The sequence below is a fragment of the Halanaerobium sp. MA284_MarDTE_T2 genome (genome assembly GCF_003337245.1).
Lineage (GTDB): Bacteria > Bacillota > Halanaerobiia > Halanaerobiales > Halanaerobiaceae > QPJE01.
This window is the reverse complement of record NZ_QPJE01000002.1, coordinates 22,443-43,381: the sequence shown is the minus strand read 5'-3', so window position 1 is coordinate 43,381 and position 20,939 is coordinate 22,443. Positions and strand designations below refer to the sequence as shown.

19 protein-coding genes are annotated in these 20,939 nt (G+C 35.5%); all 19 read left to right on the top strand.

Going from position 1 to position 20,939, the window contains the following annotated elements:
• The first annotated feature begins 1 nt into the window (after position 1).
• The 19 genes from DFR78_RS01430 to DFR78_RS01340 all read left to right on the top strand — a co-directional run bounded on the left by DFR78_RS01430 (position 2) and on the right by DFR78_RS01340 (position 20,870).
• Entirely contained in the window at positions 2 to 1,315 is a 1,314-nt protein-coding gene (locus tag DFR78_RS01430; protein WP_114457067.1) for an NCS2 family permease, read from the top strand.
• A 276-nt stretch (positions 1,316 to 1,591) separates the two neighbouring features.
• A complete protein-coding gene (locus tag DFR78_RS01425) occupies positions 1,592 to 3,019 on the top strand; it encodes an alpha-amylase (protein WP_114457066.1) in 1,428 nt (475 codons plus the stop codon).
• A 143-nt stretch (positions 3,020 to 3,162) separates the two neighbouring features.
• Positions 3,163 to 3,942 carry an XdhC family protein gene (locus DFR78_RS01420; RefSeq protein ID WP_158531686.1) on the top strand — a complete coding sequence of 260 codons (780 nt, stop codon included), beginning with the start codon at positions 3,163 to 3,165 and terminating at the stop codon, positions 3,940 to 3,942.
• A complete protein-coding gene (locus DFR78_RS01415; RefSeq protein WP_158531685.1) occupies positions 3,935 to 4,252 on the top strand; it encodes an XdhC family protein in 318 nt (105 codons plus the stop codon). Before DFR78_RS01420 ends, DFR78_RS01415 begins: the two co-directional genes overlap by 8 nt.
• Before the next feature lie 103 nt (positions 4,253 to 4,355).
• Positions 4,356 to 5,129, top strand: a complete 774-nt coding sequence (locus DFR78_RS01410) for a gamma-glutamyl-gamma-aminobutyrate hydrolase family protein (RefSeq protein ID WP_114457063.1) — start codon at positions 4,356 to 4,358, stop codon at positions 5,127 to 5,129.
• 15 nt (positions 5,130 to 5,144) lie between these two features.
• Positions 5,145 to 6,683, top strand: coding sequence for an ABC transporter substrate-binding protein (locus DFR78_RS01405; protein WP_114457062.1), 1,539 nt, complete (start codon positions 5,145 to 5,147; stop codon positions 6,681 to 6,683).
• 144 nt (positions 6,684 to 6,827) lie between these two features.
• Positions 6,828 to 7,766 (top strand): ABC transporter permease, encoded by a 939-nt coding sequence (locus DFR78_RS01400; protein WP_114457061.1) that lies wholly within the window; start codon positions 6,828 to 6,830, stop codon positions 7,764 to 7,766.
• A gap of 30 nt (positions 7,767 to 7,796) precedes the next feature.
• Positions 7,797 to 8,828: an ABC transporter permease gene (locus DFR78_RS01395; RefSeq protein ID WP_114457060.1), complete on the top strand. Its 1,032-nt coding sequence runs from the start codon at positions 7,797 to 7,799 to the stop codon at positions 8,826 to 8,828.
• The gene (locus DFR78_RS01390) at positions 8,800 to 9,549 is read left to right on the top strand and encodes an AzlC family ABC transporter permease (RefSeq protein ID WP_233486935.1); all 750 of its coding nucleotides are present in this window, start codon (positions 8,800 to 8,802) and stop codon (positions 9,547 to 9,549) included. The genes DFR78_RS01395 and DFR78_RS01390 overlap by 29 nt, the downstream gene beginning before the upstream one ends.
• Positions 9,536 to 9,859: an AzlD domain-containing protein gene (locus DFR78_RS01385; RefSeq protein ID WP_114457059.1), complete on the top strand. Its 324-nt coding sequence runs from the start codon at positions 9,536 to 9,538 to the stop codon at positions 9,857 to 9,859. The genes DFR78_RS01390 and DFR78_RS01385 overlap by 14 nt, the downstream gene beginning before the upstream one ends.
• 191 nt (positions 9,860 to 10,050) lie before the next feature.
• On the top strand, positions 10,051 to 11,088 hold the full coding sequence (locus tag DFR78_RS01380; RefSeq protein WP_114457058.1) for a low specificity L-threonine aldolase: 1,038 nt from the start codon (positions 10,051 to 10,053) through the stop codon (positions 11,086 to 11,088).
• Positions 11,089 to 11,259: 171 nt separating this feature from the next.
• Complete coding sequence (locus DFR78_RS01375; protein WP_114457057.1) at positions 11,260 to 12,828, top strand: ABC transporter substrate-binding protein; 1,569 nt, start codon at positions 11,260 to 11,262, stop codon at positions 12,826 to 12,828.
• Positions 12,829 to 12,890: 62 nt separating this feature from the next.
• Positions 12,891 to 13,895: an ABC transporter permease gene (locus tag DFR78_RS01370; protein WP_114457056.1), complete on the top strand. Its 1,005-nt coding sequence runs from the start codon at positions 12,891 to 12,893 to the stop codon at positions 13,893 to 13,895.
• 16 nt (positions 13,896 to 13,911) lie between these two features.
• Positions 13,912 to 14,796 carry a nickel transporter permease gene (nikC, locus tag DFR78_RS01365; RefSeq protein ID WP_114457055.1) on the top strand — a complete coding sequence of 295 codons (885 nt, stop codon included), beginning with the start codon at positions 13,912 to 13,914 and terminating at the stop codon, positions 14,794 to 14,796.
• Between the two features lie 86 nt (positions 14,797 to 14,882).
• Positions 14,883 to 15,890, top strand: coding sequence for a BMP family ABC transporter substrate-binding protein (locus DFR78_RS01360; RefSeq protein WP_114457054.1), 1,008 nt, complete (start codon positions 14,883 to 14,885; stop codon positions 15,888 to 15,890).
• A 107-nt stretch (positions 15,891 to 15,997) separates the two neighbouring features.
• Positions 15,998 to 17,533 carry an ABC transporter ATP-binding protein gene (locus DFR78_RS01355; RefSeq protein WP_199505523.1) on the top strand — a complete coding sequence of 512 codons (1,536 nt, stop codon included), beginning with the start codon at positions 15,998 to 16,000 and terminating at the stop codon, positions 17,531 to 17,533.
• Complete coding sequence (locus tag DFR78_RS01350; RefSeq protein ID WP_114457053.1) at positions 17,530 to 18,603, top strand: ABC transporter permease; 1,074 nt, start codon at positions 17,530 to 17,532, stop codon at positions 18,601 to 18,603. Before DFR78_RS01355 ends, DFR78_RS01350 begins: the two co-directional genes overlap by 4 nt.
• Complete coding sequence (locus DFR78_RS01345; RefSeq protein ID WP_114457052.1) at positions 18,587 to 19,507, top strand: ABC transporter permease; 921 nt, start codon at positions 18,587 to 18,589, stop codon at positions 19,505 to 19,507. Before DFR78_RS01350 ends, DFR78_RS01345 begins: the two co-directional genes overlap by 17 nt.
• Positions 19,488 to 20,870, top strand: a complete 1,383-nt coding sequence (locus DFR78_RS01340; RefSeq protein WP_114457051.1) for an ADP-ribosylglycohydrolase family protein — start codon at positions 19,488 to 19,490, stop codon at positions 20,868 to 20,870. The genes DFR78_RS01345 and DFR78_RS01340 overlap by 20 nt, the downstream gene beginning before the upstream one ends.
• Positions 20,871 to 20,939 lie beyond the last annotated feature (69 nt).

Here is a 20,939-nt window from a genome sequence, read left to right as displayed (position 1 = left end):
AATGGAAGAACAGGGATTTCTGGATAATGTATTTAAATTAAAGCAGAATAATACTAATGTGAAGACAGAAACAATTGCAGGGATAACAACATTTATGACTATGGCATATATTATTTTTGTTAATCCATCAATACTGGAAGCAGCCGGGATGCCATTTGATGGAGTATTTATTGCTACTATTGCTGGTGCAATTTTAGGTACACTTACGATGGCGTTACTTTCCAATTACCCATTTGCACTTGCATCTGGAATGGGTCTTAATGCATTTTTTGCCTATTCTGTTGTTATTGGAATGGGGGTTCCCTGGCAGACAGCATTAGGGATAGTTTTTATTGAAGGTATATTATTTATTATTTTAAGTGTAACACCTGTTAGAGAAATGATAGTTAATAGTATTCCAATGGCATTAAAAACTGGTATCAGTACTGGTATTGGTTTATTTATTGCTTTTATTGGACTGCAGAATGCCGGTATAGTTGTAGCTGATCAGGCTACTCTGGTTGCCATGGGTTCTGTGTTCAAAGGAACAGGACTTGTTGCGATATTTGGATTAGTTGTTACAGGTATTTTACATGCTAAGAATATAAAAGGTTCCCTCCTGTGGGGGATTTTAGCTTCGACAGCATTTGGCTGGATTAATGGGGTTACTCCCAAACTTGAAGGAGTAATTGCAGTACCACATATGTCTGACTGGTCAGAAGTATTACTACAGCTTGATATTGATTCTGCCTTAAGTTTTGGTATGGTTGGAGTACTGCTTTCATTCCTATTTGTAGATATGTTTGATACAGCAGGCACTTTAGTAGGAGTTAGCCAGCAGGCCGGATATTTAGATGAAAATGGAGATCTGCCCAAAGCCAGCAGGGCACTTTTAGCAGATGCCATTGGTACAACAGGAGGAGCACTGTTTGGTACTACCACTGTTACAACATATGTAGAGTCTGCTTCTGGTGTTGCTGAAGGTGGACGTACAGGATTAACAGGTGTAGTTGTTTCAATACTGTTTTTCTTATCGTTATTTTTTAAGCCACTAATTGGTATAGTGCCGGCAGCTGCAACTGCACCTGCACTTATTATAGTAGGTACGATGATGATGACAAATATTACAAATCTGAATTGGGATGATTTTACAGAGATACTGCCTGCCTTTGTAACAATGATCACCATGCCGCTTACCTATTCAATATCAAATGGTATTGCACTGGGTTTTATAGTATATCCACTGGTTAAACTATTTACCGGAAAAGGTAAAGATGTACACTGGCTGGTATATGTTCTCGGTATTGTGTTTGTTTTATACTTTTTCTTAAATTAAAAAACAATAGGGAGTTTCCCGTAAATTTTTCGCTGCAGTATAATTAAAAAATGGGGAAACTCCTAAAACAAATCTAATACGTTCAAAGTAGGTAGTTTATTCAGCTAAAATGTCTGTCTATTTGTGTCGATTTGGGAATTTTTTTAAATTATTGTCTCTGCTCTTTGAAACAGACAGAAGTTTTAAAAGCTGCTGTGTTGAGAGAATGGTTCATATTGTTTAATAGTTTTGCACAACAGGTTAAAAATAATGAAATAGAAAAGTTGAGGGATCAGTATGGAAAATCCAATAATAATGCAGGCATTTTACTGGGAAATGAATACAGGCAGATATGCAGATGAATTTCCCGAAGAATCAGGGCTGTGGAATCTGCTTGCAGACCGAGCAGCAGAATTTAAAGAAACGGGTTTTGATTTTTTATGGTTTCCACCTGCTAACAAAGGAGCTGCCGGAGCACTGGATGTAGGTTATGGAACATATGACCTCTGGGATTTAGGAGAATTTGAACAAAAAGGTAATATCAGAACAAAATATGGGAAAAAGGAAGAACTGGAAAATGCCTTAAAAAAATTGCATGATAATGGTATTAGAACTCTTTATGATGCAGTATTAAATCACCGTATGGGTGCTGACGAAAAAGAAAGTGTTATTTTAAAAGATGGAAAAAAAGCAGAGGTCTGGACAAAGTTTAATTTTCCCGGCAGAAAGGGTAAATACAGCAGTCTGCGCCTTGACTGGACCAATTTTGATGGTGTGGATTGGAATGAAAGAAGTGATGAAGAAGGAGAATTTCTTTTTAAACATAAAAACTGGGACAATTCTTTTGAAGATGATTACCTTATGGGTGCAGACCTGGATTATGAAAACCAGGCTGTAAGAGAAGACATAATCAACTGGGGAATCTGGATTATTAATGAAATTGGATTTGATGGTTTTAGATTTGATGCAAGCAAACATGTTGATGATAAATTTTTAGCGAACTTTATAAATGAAACTGATGAAGCTTCTAATAAAGAACTTTTTTTTATTGGGGAGTCATGGGTAAATGATACTGAATCTTTAAAAAATTATATAACTAAAATTGACAATAAAAAGCTTCATGTTTTTGATTTTCCATTAAGGCAGGCTTTTGTGGAAATGATGCATGGAAATTTAGATATGCGCTGGTTTGGTGACAGAGGTCTTGTCAATACAGATGATTATAGTTCTTATGCAGTTACCTTTGTGGACAATCATGATACAGATAGAGATGCTGATAGTGAATATGGAACAAGCTCAATTAGCAGCAGGAAATATCAGGCATATACATATATTTTAATGCGCAGAGAGGGTATTCCAGTTATTTTCTGGAAAGATTATTATAACAGAGGAATGAAAGATAAGCTGGACAAGATAATTGAAGCCCGAAAGAAATTTGCCTATGGAGATGGATTAGAAAGTGATTCAAATGATGAAAACACCTATTCTTATATAAGGACAGGTGATAAAGAACATCCCGGAAGTGGTCTTATTATGATGATAACTCAACATGATAGTGGAGAAATAATAAGGAAAATAATTAATTCTGCTAAAGCCAGTACAGAATATTATGATTTTAGTGGAAATATTAAAGATACAGTTAAAACTGATGAAAATGGCAGTGGAGAATTTATGGTTAAAGGGAGTGCAGGAGAAGGTTATTCCATCTGGGTTCCAAAGGGGTAAAATAATGTTTAGCGCTTTTTTTTATCAAAATTTTCCAATATATTATTTTCTAATATAATATCAGGGTTATATGAGGTTACACACAACGCTAATTTATAAAATTTGACGCAACTACAACTATATATATGGGGAGAGTGATAAGGTTGAAAGACTTTTTTAGAAAAATTTCTGAGCAGTTTAATAGTTCTAATAAAGTAATAACTGCGGTATTAACTGATCTTGAATCCAGCGAAATAGATGAAAATTTAATTGGTGAGATGATGATGGTTGATGAAGATGGTGGAATTGAATATTCATCTGAGAAAATGGAAAAAGAGATTAGAAAATATATTTTGGAAGAAGAGATGAAAAGGGAGATTTTGAATTTAACTAACACAAAAGAAGCTGAATTAAAAAGCATTGAGCTTAATAAAGATAATAAGATAGAACTATTTATAGAACCTGTGTTAGACAATCCGAGGCTTTTGGTTTTTGGTGCTGGTCATATCGCATCACCACTTGTAAAAATATCAAGTTTGATGGATTTTGAGATTACTGTAATTGATGACCGGGAGGAGTTTTTAAATTATGATAATTTTCCCAGTGCTGATAGTTTAATCTGTCTGCCTTATAAAGATTACTTCGAAAACTTTAAGGCCAGACAAAATGATTATATAGTAATAGTAACAAGGGGTCATCAGTTTGATTATGAAGTTTTAAAAGAATTAATCAGAGAAGATGTAAAATACATTGGTATGATAGGAAGTTCCAAAAAAATAAATGAAGTTTACACAAAATTGAGAGAAAAGGATAAGGTTTCTGATAAGGAGTTGTCCAGAGTACATTCTCCTATTGGCTTAAAAATTAATAGTGAAACACCGGAGGAAATAGCTGTAGCAATTGCTGCTGAACTAATTTCTGTCAGGAGGGATAAGAGTGCGTAAATCAATTGTAGAAAAGATATTAGAAGTAAAAGATGATAAAAATAAAATAGCCAGAGCTTTTGTAATAGATTCCAAAAGCTCTTCACCAAGAAATGTAGGTAATGAAATGCTGATTTTTTCTGATGGAAAAACATTTTCAACAATAGGTGGAGGGAAAGACGAAAAAATTATTATAGATAAAGCACTTCAGCTTTTTTCGGAAGACTGCAGAAAATCCAGCAAGGTAGAGATTTCTTTAACAAGAAAAGAAGCCGCAGAAATAGGCTGGGTCTGTGGGGGTAATGTTGAAATTTTTATTCAATTAATTTAACGTTTTAGACTATCTGGCAGTGATGTCAGATATATGTTAGTTTTGACTTTAAACAAATTTTCTGATATAATTAACAAAATTTTAGAACAGTTGGAGGGTGAAAATGGGACCTAAAATTCTGATTGCATCATTTAAGATGCCGACAGAAAAGATGAGTGAACAGTACAGATTAGGTGGAGTAGACTTTAGTCTTTTAACTCAGGATTATTCTGATTCTGTAACTGCAGCAGGTGGTTATCCTTTTATTCTTCCCTATATTGCAGCAAAAGAGAGTGATGAAGAATATATTGAGGAACTTATCAGTGGATTTGATGGAATAATTCTTCCTGGTGGGAGTGATATTGATCCGGCTTTATACAATTCTTATCCGCAAAAAAATCTGGGCCAGATTTACCCAGAAAGAGATAGATGGGAACTTAAAATTTTAGAAATAGCAAAAAAATTGAAAAAACCTATTTTGGGAATCTGTCGCGGATTTCAATTAATAAATATATATTATGGTGGAAGACTTAAAGTTGATGTATGTGGAAATAATGTTGATAGTGAGATACCACATATGGCCTTGATGGTTCCCAAATATTATAAGACACATTCTATTGAAATCAGGAAAAACACAAGATTGGCAAAAATAATAGAAAAAGAGGAAAAAATTGCTGTTAATAGTTATCATCACCAGGCAATAGAAAAAGTAGGAAAAGGTCTTACTGTTAATGCAGTTGCTCCTGATGGTATTGTGGAAGCTGTGGAAGATCAAAACTATCCTTACCTTTTTGGTGTACAGTGGCATCCTGAGATGATGTCTGCTCGTGATTCGCTGCAGCTCAGAATATTTGAAGATTTTATTAACTTTGCTGATAGTAATAAAAATAAGAAATAAAGAGGAGGAAAAATTATGAAGAGAACACTATTTATTTTGATTTTAACTTCAATTTTGACTATTTCTCTGTTGGGTTCTGTACAGGCCCAGGATAAAGAAACTTTTGTTATGGGAATTGAAGATGAAGTAAGCAATCTTGATCCCGGGTTTACTACAATATCTGTTAATGAGAGAGTTGCCTCACTTATTTTTGATGGACTTGTGGAATATGGAGAAAAAAATAAAATAGTTCCTGGTATAGCAAAAGAATGGACTATTAGCGAAGATGGAACAGAATACACATTTACAATCAGTAAAGGTGTAAAATTTCATGATGGAAGTGAATTAACAGCAGATGACGTTAAATTCACATATGAAAGGATTCTTGATCCTGAAGCAGGTTCTGGTTTAAGAGCCAAGATAGAAAGTATAGAAAGCATAGAAGTTTTAAATGATTATAAGATTAAATTTAAGTTAAAAAAACCATATTCTCCTTTTATACTGGCAATGACATTTGGCATTGTTCCAGAAGATTATGTAAAAGAAAATGGAGAAGATGTTCTTTCGAGAAATCCGATCGGAGCTGGCCCTTTTAAACTGGAAAACTGGGAAGTTGGAAATGAAATAGAGTTATCAGCTTTTGAAGATCACTGGAATAAGGTTCCTAAATTAAAGACTGTTATTATCAGGCCTATAGCAGAATCTTCCACTCAAGCTATGGAACTCCGCAGTGGAGGAATAGACTTTGCTGTTAACCTTGATGTTGGACAACTGCAGTCCTTTGCTGATAATGAGAACTTTAAAGTTAAGTCAGCACCAGGTGCCGGAATAAACTTTATGGGTTTTAACTTTGATATAGCTCCATATAATAATCTGGAATTTAGAAAGGCTGTTATACAGGCAGTACCATTTAAAGAAATGGTTCCACAAATATTTGGAATGTTGGGTCAAAATGCTTATTCTATGCTGCCACCAACTTTATGGCCAGATGATAGAGAATACTTAAAAGAAAATACAGTTAAATTTAATCCCGCAGCAGCCAGAAAGAAATTTGCTGAACTAAAAGAAAATGGAGTTATCCCTAAAGATTTTACTGCCGAAATATATGTTTCCAATAGCCGGCCTTCTCAGGTTAAGACAGCAGAAGCAATGGTAACTGCATTAAACCAGGCGGGTTTAACTGCAGAAGTTAATGCTATGGAATTTGGCACAATGTGGGATATGCTGGGCCGGGGTGAAATCGGAATGTTCTTCTTGAGATTTGTTTCTGATCCCGATCCTGATTACTGGTTATATAGATTCTTTAAATCTGATGGTTCTCTAAACAGAGCTTTTTATGAAGATGAAGAGGTAGATCAGTGGCTGGAAGAGGCAAGAGTTGTTTCTGATCAGGAAAAAAGAGCAGAACTTTATGTAAATGTACTGAGAAAGGTTTTAACTAAAGATATTGTATTTTATCCATTTGCACATTCTAATCAGATTTATGTAATGAAGGATAATGTTATGGAACTGGAGCCAGGAAACTCTCTATTAATTCCTCTTGTTACTCCAACTGCAAATGTTTATAAAAAATAAAATGATCATATTTTGAAGATTAAAATATGGTCTTCTAAAATAAAGATGAATTCTAAATAACTTTAGTTATTACTAAAAATTTAGATTATGGTATGCAAGCAGAAAAGTCTGCTTGCATACTCTTTTTAGAAAGAGGTGAATTTATTGTTTGCATATATTATTAAAAGATTACTCTGGATAATTCCAGTTTTGATTGGAGTTTCTTTAATTTTATTTGGAATTATGCAGCTTGTTCCGGGTGATCCAGCGTCTATAATGCTGGGAACAAATATTACACCTGAAGCGGTTAAAGCATTAAATGCGAAATTTGGTTTTAATGAACCATTTCATATAAGGTATTTTTTAATGCTCAAGAATTTTTTGAATGGTGAATTAGAATCGATTTATTATAAAGATCAGGTGATTAATATTATAGGTAATAGACTTTATGCAACAATTGAGCTGGGCACACTTTCACTTATAATTGCTGTAATTATTGCAATCCCGACAGGAGTTATTGCCGCAGTAAAGAAAAATTCTGTGTTTGACTTAATAAGTATGTTTATTGCAACAATAGGAATTTCTGTGCCTGCCTTTTTTACTGGTATTATATTCATTTATTTATTTTCTGTATATTTTAAAATTTTTCCATCCTCAGGTTATGGAGGTCCATTCTGGACAGCAGAGGGTATATCGCATCTTATACTGCCGGCTTTTGCCTTAAGTACTGTTATGATAGCCAGCACCAGCCGCTTAACTCGTTCAGCGATGCTTGATATAATGAAAGAAGACTATCTGGTCACAGCTCGATCTAAAGGGGTAAAAGAGAAAACAGTAATTTTAAAACATGCTTTTAGAAATGCTCTGATTCCAATTATAACAAATATAGGGAACCAGCTTGCCATGATGTTTGGAGGAGCTATTTTGATCGAATCTGTTTTTGCATGGCCTGGAGTGGGAAGACTAGCAGTAAAAGCAGTCGAATTTAGAGATCAGCCGCTTGTATTTGGTTCGATTTTAATACTATCTTTTATATATGTTTTAGTAAATTTACTGGTTGATCTTCTTTATGGATTTATAAATCCCAAAATAACATATAATTAGACAGGTAGATTAAGGAATTGAGGTGTGAGAATGAAAAAGAAAGTTATATCTTCTATTTTTTTAATTATACAGCTGTATATAAACTATCAGAACTGGATAGTCAAAAATAAGATTTGGAACAGTCTTGAGCTAAAAGCAGCTACTTTATTTTCAGTATTTGTTATATTACTGCTGATGTTAATAATATTTAAATCAGACCTATTCTCCTCAGTAAAAGAGAATGATCTTTTTCAAAAAACCTGGAAGGAATTTAATAAAAATCTGGGTGGAAAGATTGCTGCAGTGATGCTGTTATGTATTTTTTATGCAGCATTTATGGCTCCATTTATTGCACCATATTCTCCTCTTGAGATTGATTACAGCAATATGAACTATTCTCCACCATCTGCTGCCCACTGGTTTGGCACTGATGATTTTGGTAGAGATATATTTTCGCGGGTGCTTTATGGAACCAGAATAGCTTTAGGAATAGGTTTTTCAGCAGTTTTTTTAAATGCGCTACTTGGTATTACACTTGGACTTCTAGCAGGTTATTATGGTGGGAAAACAGATATGATAATTATGAGATTAGTAGAAATATGGAATTCTATTCCCTTTATTTTGCTGGCTCTGGCTATTATTGCGGCACTTGGCAAAGGGATGTTAAACTTAATTATAGCAGTTGGTGTAACCGGTCTGATTAATTTTTCTCGACTGACCAGGTCGATTGTTCTTCAGATAAAAGAAAAAGAATATATTGCTGCTGCTAAAGCACTTGGGAGTTCTGATATAAGAATTCTATATAAACATATTCTTCCCAATTCAATTTCTTCACTAATTGTACTGGGAACTCTCAGGATAGGTATCTCTATATTAGTTGTGGCAGGTTTGAGTTTTCTTGGGCTTGGGATACAGCCGCCTACTCCAAGCTGGGGAACAATGTTAAATCGGGGACAGGAATTTTTAACTTCAGCACCCTGGATGTCTATTTTTCCAGGTCTGGCAATTATTATTACAGTGTTAAGTTTTAACCTGCTGGGGGATGCTCTGAGAGATGCGCTTGATCCCAGACAGCTTGATTAAAAAAGAAAAGGATGATAATTTGATGTTTGAAAGCAGCCGAGAAAGTAGAATTAAAGACTTCAAATTTGGTATAAAAAGTGCTCTTCCGATAATACTGGGATATTTGCCGATTGGTACTGCATATGGAATACTTGCAGTAAACAAGGGAATTAAGCCTGTATATGCTGTATTTATGTCGGTTTTTGTATTTGCTGGCTCATCTCAGCTTGTTGCTCTCGAAATGATTGCATCAAATGCAGCAATTCTGGCAATAGTTGCAATGACTTTTCTGGTCAATTTGCGCCATGTTCTGCTATCAGCTTCTTTGAGTCTTCATCTGAAAAATTTACCTTCTTTTTGGTATCCGATACTTGGCTTTTTTATAACGGATGAAGCATTTGCTGTTGCCATGGCAGAATTTGATAATGTTGACCACAAAAAGGAATATTATCTGGCTCTGGGAATATTTTCTTACCTGGGCTGGGTATTTAGTTCAGCATTTGGTGCTTTTTTAAGTGAATTTATAAATTTTAAATCTGGAGGAGCACTAGATTTTGTTTTGCCGGCAATGTTTATAGTACTGCTTTTAATTCAGATATCGGGCAGAAAAGATCTTTTTGTAGCATTTACCGCAGCAGTACTTTCACTATTTTTTGCTGTTGTTATTGGTGGAAGCTGGAATATAATCCTGGCAGCTGGATTAGCTGCTCTGCTGGGGGTGTATATGGATGGAGGAGAATAATTACTTTATATTAATAGCTGGGATGGTTTTTGTTACATATTTGCCGCGTTTTTTGCCTCTTATTCTTCTCAGCCGTAGGGACCTTTCTTCAGGAATTGTGCGCTGGCTAAGCTATATACCTGTAGCTGTACTTTCAGCACTGCTGGCTCCAGGTATTTTACTTAAGGATGGAGAATTATTTTTATCTGTTAAAAATATTTCTCTGCTGGCCTTTTTTCCGACAATTTTTATTGCCGTAAAAACGAAAAATATTTTTTTAACAGTTATAGGTGGATTTTTTTCTTATTTATTTTTTCAAAGTTTAATATAATCTGCTGTCTATTAACTCTATAATTATATAAAAAAGTATATTAAAAAATTTCTTTAATTTATCTAAAACAGCCAAGGAAACTCCATCTAAATCTTATTTTTGCTTCAGGTGGAGAGGTTCACATTTAAGGGGAAAATTAATTTTAATCAATTTTAAATTATAAAATAACACAATACAAGGAGTGAGAGAAAATGGAATTGAAAGTTGATCTTTTTAGTGATACAGGTACAAGACCTTCAAGAGAAATGCGTAAATTTATGGCTGAAGCAGAAGTAGGAGATGAGCAGTTAGGAGAAGATCCAAGTGTAAATAGACTCTGCAGAATGGTTGCAGAAATACTGGATAAAGATGATGCAGTTTATCTGCCTTCTGGTTTGATGGCAAATCAGATTTCTTATGCAGTACACTGTCAGAAAGGTGACGAGATTGTGATGCACAAAACTGCACATCCTATTCATTTTGAAAGTGGTGCTGCGGCAGTTATTGCCGGAGCATCTATAAAAATGCTGGACGGAGAAGGTGGAATATTTACTGCAGAAGATTTTGAAGGTGCCATTAGAGATAACGATTATCACAGCCCTCAGACTAGTGTTGTTTCTATTGAGCAGACAACTAATCTTGGTGGAGGCAGAATCTGGCCTTTAGAGAGAATTAAAGAGATTGCTGAAGTGGCAGCACAACACGGTATAAAAATGCATATGGATGGAGCCCGGATGCTTAATGCTGCAGTAGCTGCAGGAGTTGATCCGGCTGATTATGGACAGTATTTTGATTCAATATGGATTGATCTGAGTAAAGGCCTTGGAGCCCCGGTTGGCTCTGTTCTGGCAGGTTCAGCAGAATTTATTGAAAAAGCAAGATTCTGGAAACAGCGCCTGGGTGGAGCAATGAGGCAGGCAGGAATTATAGCTGCAGGTGGAATTTATGCTCTCGAAAATAATATAGAAAGACTTGCAGAAGATCATGAACATGCCAGAATGCTTGCAGAAACCATTAAGGAACAACCCGGTCTTGATATTGATCTGGAAGGTGTAGATACAAATATTGTATTATTTTCTGTGGCAGATGGTAGAGCAGATGAGTTTGCAGATCGACTTTTAGAAGAAGGTGTCAGGGTGAGCAGGATGGAGGGACTGCTGAGGGCAGTAACACATCTTGATGTTGATAGGGATCAGATCAGATATGCAGTTAAAACTATAGAAAAAACTGCTTCACAAATGTTTGCTTAATATTCAAACAATAATATTGTGCAGGCAGGATTTAAGTCTTTTATAAAGAATATAATATAATATAGCTCCCTAATTATGTATATTATTAGGTTATGTATATTATTAGGATTTTTTAAGAAGAGTGTACTTAATAGTAGGTATATTTGATACAAAATAAGAGGAGGGATAATTTTGAGAAGATTTTTAACAGTTTTATTGGTTGTGACATTGGTTTTAGGAACTGCAGGTTTAGTACTGGCTCAAGACGGGGATCCTGAATATGGAGGTACTCTTATATATGCACAGGGAGCAGATGCCGATGCACTGGATCCACATATGACAACTTTAGGTAACTCTGCAGATGTAATAGTCAATGTTTTTGATGGCCTGGTCCGCTTTAAGCCCGGCACTACAGAAATCGAACCTGCCCTGGCTACTGACTGGGAAGTATCTGATGATGGTTTAGAGTATGTTTTCCATTTACGCAAAGGGGTAAAATTTCATGATGGAACTCCGTTTAATGCAGAGGCTGTAGTATTTGATATTGAAAGACAGCTTAATTCAGACCATCCATATTATCTGGAAGGTGCTTATCCATATGCTGGATTTTCACTTGGAATGATTGAGAAAGTGGAAGCAGTGGACGAATATACTGTTAAATTCACTCTGGAAAATCCATATGCGCCATTTCTAAAAAATCTGGCCATGTTTGCTACTATGATAGCCAGTCCAGAAGCAGTAAAAAAATACGGTGAGGATATCTTTAAGCACCCTGTAGGAACCGGACCATTTAAGTTTGTGGAATGGGTAAGAGATGACCATATTACTCTGGAAGCAAATGAAGATTACTGGGATGGACGTCCTTATCTGGATGAACTGATCTTTACGGTAATTCCAAATAACCAGACACGTTTACTTGAACTTGAAGAGGGTAATATTCATGTTATGGAAGGTTTAAATCCTACCGATGTTGAGAGGGTAATAGAAAATGACAATCTGGATCTGCTGGAAGCCCCAGGCCTTAATATTGGTTATATAGCTCTTCATAATGAAAAAAAACCATTTGATAATAAAATGGTCAGAAAAGCTATGAACTATGCAATAAACAAAGAGGAAATATGTAAGTATCTGATGGGTGGTCAGGCTACACCTGCAAAAGGACCTCTACCGCCAACAATCTGGGCCTATGATGACAGCCTTGAAGGTTATCCATATAATCCAGAAAAAGCAAAGACTCTGCTGAAAGGAGCAGGATATGGTGATGGTTTTGAATTTACTCTCCGCACCTATTCGGCACCAAGAGCCTATAATCCAGTTGGATCAAGACTTGCTACAGCTGTACAGCAGTATCTAAGTGAAGTAGGAATTAAGGCAAATATAGAACAGCTGGAATGGGGTACCTATATAGAAGAAGGTAAAGCAGGTAAACATACAGCTGCATTTTTTGGCTGGATTGCTGACAATGGTGACCCGGATAACTTCTTAAATGTATTTTTTAACTCTGCCAATCAGGGTTCAACAAACCGGGCTTTTTATAGCAATCCAAAAGTAGATAAATTATTAAAACAGGCACAGCAGATTACTGATGAAGATAAGAGAGAAAGAATATATAAAGAGGTACAGGGTATTATTGTTGATGATGCCCCATTTGTATTCTTAAATCATATGAAAATGCAGATTCCGATAAGAAGTAATGTAAAAAATTATGTTTTATATCCAACTAACAACAAATATTTCCATAAAGTATGGCTGGATCAATAATACAAACAGTAATCAGGGGTGGTATTTCACCGCCCCTTTAAAATGCTTTGAGGTGAATAAATATGCTAAATTATATTCTTAGAAGACTACTATTTTTAATTCCATTATTACTGGCAATTTCAATTGTAGTTTTTTTTATGATTCATTTAATACCAGGTGACCCTGTGCAGATTATGCTTGGAGATAAAGGAACAGCAGAAGATGCTGCCAGATTGAGAACAGAACTGGGACTTGACAAACCTCTACATGTACAGTATTTTAAGTTTTTATCTAATCTGCTAAAAGGAGATTTAGGAAGATCTATTAGAAATAGAAATCCGGTTATTAATGAAATCGGGACTTCTTTTCCAGCAACAATTGAATTAACAATACTGAGTATGATTGTTGCCAGCGTTATTGGTGTTATAGCCGGAATAATATCTGCCATAAAACAGTACTCCTTAATAGATAATGTCACTATGGTTGCAGCTCTGCTGGGTATTTCTATGCCAGTTTTCTGGGTTGGGATGATGCTGATGCTGATTTTTGCTTCGAGGCTGGGCTGGCTGCCTATTTCAGGACGAATATCCAGAATGGCAGATCTTAATGTAATAACTAATTTTTATATTATAGATAGTATAATTACAAGTAATTGGGCAGCTTTTAAAAGCACTATATCACATCTTATTCTGCCGGCACTTACACTTGCAACAATACCGGTGGCTATGATTGCAAGAATGACAAGATCTACCACATTAGAGGTTTTGAATCAGGATTATATACGAACTGCTCGTGCAAAAGGTTTACCAGAAAAAATTGTAATTACAAAACATGTTCTGAAAAATTCACTTATTCCTGTGGTGACAATTATCGGCCTTCAGTTTGGAAGTTTTCTTGGTGGTGCAGTTTTAACAGAAACTGTTTTTGCCAGAGCCGGTGTTGGCCGGCTGCTGATTAATGGTATTTTAGGGCGAGATTTTCCGGTAATACAGGGAGCAGTGCTCTTTATTGCAACATTTTTTGTATTTATTAATTTAATAGTGGATTTATTATATTCCTATCTGGATCCACGCATACATTATTCTTAAAATGGAGGTGTGAAATTTGAATAATTTGGAAAAAAATCCAGAAGAAAATGAAGTAAAAAGTGAAAGTTTATGGAGTATTTCTTTTAAAAGACTCCGTAAAAATAAAACTGCAATTGCAGGAATAATAATAATTATAGTTTTTACTTTAATTGCTGTACTGGCTCCCTATATTGCACCATATGATCCATTTAATCAGAATTTTATCAAATCATTTCGCGCACCTTCATCTGAGCACTTTTTAGGAACTGATGAATTTGGAAGAGATATTTTCAGCCGCATTATTTATGGGGCCAGGATATCACTTCAGATTGGATTTATTGCTGTGTTTATAGCTTTAATTGTTGGTGTTGCTTTGGGACTTATTGCCGGTTATTATGGCGGCTGGATAGATATGGGGATTATGCGGATTATGGATTTGATGCTTTCTTTTCCGTACATACTGCTGGCCCTGGTAATAATGTCTATTTTGGGGCCGGGTATATATAATGCTATGATTGCTATTGGGATTGTATATGTACCTCAATATGCTCGCATAGTTCGCAGTTCTGTTCTTTCTATTAAAAAGAAAGAATATGTAATTGCAGCAAGAGCGTTAGGTGCAAATGACAGCCGAATTATCTTAAAACATGTACTTTTAAATTCAATGGCTCCTATTATTATTCAGACTACACTAAGTATAGGTCGTGCAATAATTAATGCAGCAGGATTAAGTTTCCTCGGTCTGGGTGCCCAGCCTCCAACACCAGAATGGGGTGCAATGCTGAGTAATGGGCAGGATTTTCTGCGTAATGCACCCTGGATTGCAACTTTTCCGGGGGTAGCAATTGCACTGCTGGTACTTGGATTTAATTTAGTTGGTGATGGATTAAGAGATGCACTGGATCCTCGACTGCATAAATAGATTTAAGATGATGCAGATATTGCAATTGAAGATTGTAAGTCAGAAAAGTTTAGGATTATGAAAATAAAAAAGGAGGGGTTAGGTTCATGAAAAAGGGATTCATTTTATTTTTAACTGTTGGTTTGATATTTTTGCTGGCGTTTTCTGCAGGAGCAGTTACTCCACAGAGAGTAGCTTATATTATCAACGGTGGACTTGGTGATCAGTCTTTTTATGATTCTGGGCAGAGAGGTATTGACAGAATTGAAGAAGAGTATGGGATCAAGACCACTACAATTGAATGTAATTTTGACACAGCAAAATATCAGCAGTCACTTCAGTCAGCAGTACAGTGGAATGCAGATGTAATTTTTATCATTTCTTATGGATTTGAAGATCTATTGAAACAGTATGCAGATAGATATCCGAATAAAATTTTTGTTAATATTGATACAGTTGTTCAAAATGATAAAAATACAATTACCAGTATTGATTTTATTGAAGAAGAAGGTGCATTTATGGCAGGAGTTACTGCTGGAATTGTAACAAAAGATACTTCATTAGAAGGAGTAAATGAAGAAAAAATAATTGGCGCTGTTGGTGGTGATGAAGATCCGGTTGTAAATTCATTTATTTTTGGATATGAGCAGGGAGCTCACTATATTGATGAGGAAATAGAGGTTAAAACGGTGTATGCAGGCACATGGACAGATCCTGTTAAAGGTAAACAGGCTGCTAATCAGCTGTATTCTCAAGGAGCAGATATTGTGTTCCAGATTGCTTCTTTAACTGGAAGTGGAGTACTGGAAGCGGCAGCTGAAAATGGAAAATATGCAATAGGTGTTGACTCAAATCAAAATGGAATTCAGCCAGGCCATGTGGTTACATCTGATTTAAAAAATGTTGGAGATGCTATTTACTCTGTTTTCGAAACTATTGTTAATGATGAGTTTGAACAGGGTGAAGTTCTGGAATATGGATTAAAAGAAGGTGGAGTTGGACTGGCAATAGACAAATATACTGAGGATATTCTATCTGCAGAACAGATTGAGAGGATAAAGTCTATTAATGAAAAAGTATCTGCAGGAGAAATTGTTATTGAGAGATATCAGTAAATATATAATTTAGCTTAACTGCTGAAATTTATTTAAACAGAGAAAAGGTTAAGGAGAGGGATAAACCCTCTCTTCTTTTATAAATTTAACGAAAAGAGGTGTAACTGTTGGCAGATCCAATTATTTCTATAAAATCTCTTTTGAAAATATATCCACCATCAACAGTAGCTGTTGATGGGGTTGATTTAGTTATTAATTCCGGTCAAATTCATGCAGTTATTGGAGAAAATGGAGCCGGCAAATCAACTTTAATGAAAGTAATATATGGACTTACTGCCAAAACTGATGGAGAGATTTATATAAATAACAAAAAAACTCATTTCAGTAACCCTCAGGAAGCTGTAAATGCAGGTATAGGAATGGTTCATCAGGAGTTTATGTTGATACCGAACTACACTGTATATGAAAATGTAATACTTGGCACTGAACCAGTAGGCAGATTTAATATACTGAAAAAAGAACAGTCAAGAAAAAAGGTCAGACAGCTTATTGAGGAGTATAATTTAAATTTACAGCTTGATTCAATTATAAATAATATATCTGTTGCAGCTCAGCAGAAAGTAGAGATACTGAAACTCCTGTATAGAGATGTTAATGTATTAATTTTAGATGAACCAACAGCTGTATTAACTCCTCAGGAAATAGAGGACCTATTTATGCGTCTAAAGAAATTGAGAGATGAAGGTAGAACTATTATTTTTATCAGCCATAAGCTTGATGAAGTTCTGGATTTATCTGATATTATAACGGTTATGAGAAAGGGTAAAAAAATTACAACTTTAGAAAACAAAAATTTGTCAAAGGCAGATCTGGCACGTGCCATGATAGGACGCGATGTTGTGTTTACTGTTAAAAAAGATAAAGCTTCACCAAAAGATGTGGTTTTTTCTGTTTCAAATTTAAAATATAAAAATGAGCAGGGTATAAAATTACTGGATAATATCAGTCTGGAAGTCAGAGCAGGTGAAATAGTGGGAGTTGCTGGTATAGAAGGTAATGGTCAATATGAATTAGTAAGATCGATCATCGGTCTTTTAACTCCAGACAGTGGGGAAATTAAAATTAATGATAAGCGAATAGATAAATTGAATATTCTAGACAGAAGAAAAGAAATGGCTTATGTACCACAGGATAGAAAAAATACAGGGAGTGCACAGGAACTCAGTCTGGTAGACAATAGTATCATGACACACCACAGAATAAATAAGAATCTGAGTGGTGCAAGAGATTATATTTTGTCCCGCAGAGGTGCCAGAGATTTAACAGATAAACTGATAAATAAATTTGAAGTAATATCAGAAAGTAAAAGTCAGCCTATAAAATCACTATCAGGTGGTAATCAGCAGCGCCTTATTGTAGGAAGGGAATTTATGCTGTCAGATAATTTTATTTTGCTGGATAATCCAACAAGAGGTCTGGATGTTGGTTCTATAGAATTTATCCAGCTGGAGATCATAAAAAAACGTGATCAGGGTGCAGCAGTTTTGCTGATTTCAGCTGATTTAGATGAGCTGTTTGGACTTTCTGACCGTCTGCTGGTAATACATGAAGGTAAAATTATAGCTGATAAAGATCCCACAAAAACAAACAAAGAAGAAATAGGGGCATATATGCTCGGAGCAGAGGCAGGTGATTACAGATGAAAAGGCAAATTTTAACATCCGCAGTTGGTATCATAACTGCTCTGCTGGTTGGATTAATAATTATGGCTGTTCAGGGATATCCTGCTTTTGATAGCTATTATCAGCTTTTTAATTACAGCCTTTTTTCAAAGTTTTCTTTTTTCAGCACACTTGCCAAAACAGCTCCTTTAATTCTAACAGGATTATCAGCAGCAGTAGCTTTTGGCAGTAATGCTGTTAATTTAGGTCAGGTTGGTCAATTTTTAATTGGTGGTATTAGTGTTACTGCAGCAGGATTATATATAGATCTTCCACCTGTAGTTATGATTCCACTGCTTATATTTATTGCTTTATTATCAGGGGCATTATATTCTGGAATTGCTGCCTGGTTAAGACTTAAATTTAATATGGATGAATTTATCACTACTTTAATGCTTAATTTTGTAGCCCAGTATTTTACAATGTATCTTATTAGTGGTCCACTGCTTGATAAAGAATTGTTTTCACCGATGACCAGACCTATAAATAAAAGTGGGTGGCTACCTGATCTCGGCGGTCTTGATAGTACAATTATTATAAGCATCATACTGTTAATAATAATTTATTTTATCTGGCATCATACCAAAGCTGGTTATGAGTGGAAGGTTATGGGAAGTAATGAGATGTTTGCAAAAGCTGGTGGAGCAAATATAGACAAGAATTATCTTAAAATTATGCTAATAAGTGGTGCACTGGCAGGCATGGCAGGTGCTATGCTTGTTATGGGTGGAGTACAGCACCGTTTTCTTAAAGGTATTGGTGCAAATTATGGCTGGGATGGGGTAATGATAGCAGTAGTTGCAGACAGCAGTATTATTGGGACTGCTTTTTACAGCTTCTTTTTTGCTATGATTCAAACTGGAGCCATGGGGATGGAACTTGAAACTTCTGTTCCATCAGAATTTGTTTTAATTTTACAGTCAATAACAGTTTTATTTGTGGTTGCCAGCAGGAAATCTGCACATCTGCTGTTAAATAGAATTAATATTTTATTAAGGATGAAGAATATTAAATCAGGGGGTGGAATAAAAGAAGATGAATTTATTGATTGAACTAATTCGTTCAACTTTTCTGGCCGCTGTTCCAATATTACTTGCCAGTCTGGGTGGAACCTATACTTATTATGCTGATATTTTTAATATAGCTATGGAGGGTATGATGCTTATTGGTGCATTTACTGCTGTGCTGGGAAGTTTTTTCAGCGGTTCCTGGGTGATTGGTATTTTAAGTGGTATTGCAGGTGGTTTGTTTACTGCTTTAATTTTTACAGTATTTGCTGTTTATCTCAAAACAGATGAATTTGTAACCGGAATTGCACTCAATTTATTTGCTCTGGGAGGAACCACATATTTTTTAAGGCAGATATTTTCTGTCAAAGGAGCTTTTACTTCTTCCAAAATAATTCCACTACCTGACTGGAATATACCTATTATAGAAAACATACCTGTACTGGGTGAACTATTAAGTGGTTATCCTTTCTTAGTTTATATAACATTTCTAATCGCTGTTCTGGTTGAAATACATATTTTTAAAACAAAGTTTGGACTCAGGCTTCGGGCTACAGGGGAAGATGATGCAGCAGTAGATTCTGTTGGTATCAAATCGGATATAATAAAAAGCAAAGCTATTTTGCTTTCCGGATTTTACTGTGGTCTGGCCGGTGTGTTTTTATCTTTAGGTTATGTTAATTTATTTGCAGAAAACATGTCAAATGGTAGAGGATGGATTTCACTTGCAGTTATTATTTTGACAAGAGGTAGACCTCTGGGACTGCTTTTTATGGCGCTTTTATTCGGCTTTTTTGATGGATTAGGTCTAGCACTTCAAAATACTTTTATTCCTTCACAGTTTACTCAGATGGTTCCATATCTGGCCACACTGGCTGCACTGTTTTTTTACTCACGAGAAAAAAAGAAGTCTAAGGGGGAAAGTAAAAATGAAAGCATGGCAGTATGAGTTTGAAAAAAGAAAAGAAGCTGAGCCTGTGCCATTAACTGATGCTGAAGAAAGCTGGTTTGGATTTGCAGAAATGATGGAGCAGAGGGAAAATTTGCTGGCAATGTTCTGGCAGAGTCAGGTTCCTGGGTCGAAGGCTCCAGAAGCGCTTTTTATAGAAATGATACAGGCGTGGTCCAATAGAGGTTATGACGTATCAGAAGCTGAAAAATATATTGAAGATGGTCTTAATGCACTTGCTGAAGGCAGAATGAGGGAACTGGAAATTATTTCTGCCAGAATTATGAAAGAACTGTGTGAAGCTCCAGTTGATGATGATCATTCTTACTGGCGTTATGAAAATCCTACCAGCTGGGCTGGAATCAGAGAAGCTATGAAGGCTGAAGGTGATCCGGAAAAAATTGAAATTGCAGGAGAAAAGCTGGAGGAAAAAATACTTGCCGGCTGGCAGGGCCAGATTGCCGGAGGTGCATATGGAACTGCTCTGGAAGGATATACAGGGGAAACTCTGGAAAAACATTATGGAGATAAGCTCAACTATTATGTAAGTGAACCTGATACTTATAATGATGATATTACATTTCAGATTGCTTTTTTAAAAGCACTTTCAGAAAATGGTTCAAAACTGGAATCAGATCATATAGCAGATAAATGGTTGGAATTAATTCCTTTTGGCTGGTCTGCCGAATATTTTGCCCTTGAAAATTTAAAAAGAGGTTTATATCCTCCGTTATCAGGCAGCTTTAATAATTTTTTCTCTGAATGGATAGGTGCTCAAATGAGGACAATGATTTGTGGTTTTACTGCTCCTGCTGATCCATTAAAGGCAGCTTATTATGCATATTTGGACAGCAGTGTTTCTCATGAGAAAAATGGAATTTATGGGGGTATACACAGTGCTGTAATGACATCACTTGCCTTCAATTATAATAATACCAGAGAAATAATTTACAGGTCCAAAGATTATATTCCTGTAGGAAGTGAGTTTTACCACTATTTTAAACTAGTTTTAAAAGCCTGTGAAAATAATAATAGTGCAAAAGAAAGCTGGAACAAAATCAAGCATGAGTTTAAAAAGTATAACTGGATTCATACATATCCAAATATGGCAGCAGTGGTGACAGCCCTGTATTATTGTGATAATAGCTTTGATAGGGCTGTGCGAATACTGGCAGGCTGTGGTCTGGATGTGGACTGCAATGCCGGTGAGGTTGGATCTATAATTGCTGTTATGGATCCAAAAACAATAACAAAAAAATGGATAGATCCATTTTCAGGAAAACTAAAAACATATCTGCCGGGTTATGAAGAATTATCAATAACAGGACTAGCCAACTGGACTGTAGAATCACAAATATTTTAAATTAAGGCAGGATTTTGGAGGTATGTCAAGAATATTTATTATAACTTTATGTGAGTTTAAAATCAAAAA